Origin of the sequence: Streptomyces sp. UH6 (genome assembly GCF_013421635.1) — a bacterium.
GTDB lineage: Bacteria > Actinomycetota > Actinomycetes > Streptomycetales > Streptomycetaceae > Streptomyces > Streptomyces abyssomicinicus.
On the sequence record NZ_JACADT010001452.1, the window covers coordinates 1 to 1,015 of the forward strand.

The following is a 1,015-nucleotide window of genomic DNA, read 5'->3' on the forward strand; positions in this document are numbered from 1 at the left end:
GTCGGCGGCGGCCGGCACGTCGGCCGCCGCCCCGGCGGTGTCCAGGGTGACGGTCAGGCCCAGCTCGGCGAGGGTGCCGGTGAGCAGCCGCGCGGGCAGGGTGTCGGTGGCCACCAGGCAGGTGAGCACCTGGGAGAGCAGCCGGTGCTCGTCCTGCGGGCGGCTCGCCCACGCCGTGACGAGGTACGTGAGGTCGAACCACCGGGGCGGGGAGCGCCGCGCCACGAGGTGCCCGTCCGCGTCGTACACCTCCCCCGCTCCGGCGCCGCGCCGGGCGGCGTCCTCGCGGATGTCGTACAGGAAGACGCAGACCGTCGGCGCGCTGCGCCGCGCGGCCCAGTCCCGGGTGGGGGCGTCGAAGACCACCTCGATGCCCGACGCCTCCAGGCCCGACTCGCCGAGCAGCCGGCGCAGCCCCTCGTCGACCTCGTGGATCACCGGCGGGTCACCTCGTCGGGCGGCTGCACGCTGCCGCTGACCACCAGGAAGTCGGTCTTCACCGGTGAGAAGCCGGAGCCCCGGGCGGTGATGACCCGCGGACCGGTCTGGTCCTTGGCGAGGATGAGCAGCTGGCCGATGAACGTGCCGTCCGACTTCGGGACGGTGGGCGCCGCCGCCGCGGTGATGCCCGGCTTCCAGGCGAACCGCACGGGCACACCCGGCGGGAAGTCCTCGCCGCGGACGGAGGTGACGAAGCCGGGCTTGCCGATGTCCGGCACCGCGACGATGCGCGGCTGGAGGATGCGCAGCCGCTGCCGTGCGGTGTTGTCGCTCCGGTCGGCGTCCGTCCCGGTGGTGGTGAGCCTGCCGGTGACCTGGCCGGTCAGCGCCTTGTCGGGGCGGAGGACGACCCGCACGGTGGTGCTCGCGCCCGGCTCCAGGTCCGGCAGCGCGCAGGACCAGGAGGCGTCGCAGCCGGACGGCCGCCCGTCGACGGGGATGCCCGCGGGCAGCCCGATGCCCAGGCGCAGTCCGGTCGCCAGCGCGTTGCGGCCGTTGCGGACGGTGTACGTCA

The 1,015-nt window shown here is 75.5% G+C and carries 1 protein-coding gene and 1 pseudogene; both read right to left on the reverse strand.

Features of this window, described 5'->3' with window-relative positions:
* Positions 1-438: DUF4255 domain-containing protein (locus HW445_RS32530; RefSeq protein ID WP_180224330.1), on the reverse strand; the 438-nt coding region annotated here is incomplete at its 3' end.
* A pseudogene (locus tag HW445_RS32535) lies at positions 435-1,015 on the reverse strand (hypothetical protein); the annotation flags it as partial. The pseudogene HW445_RS32535 and the gene HW445_RS32530, both read right to left, overlap by 4 nt.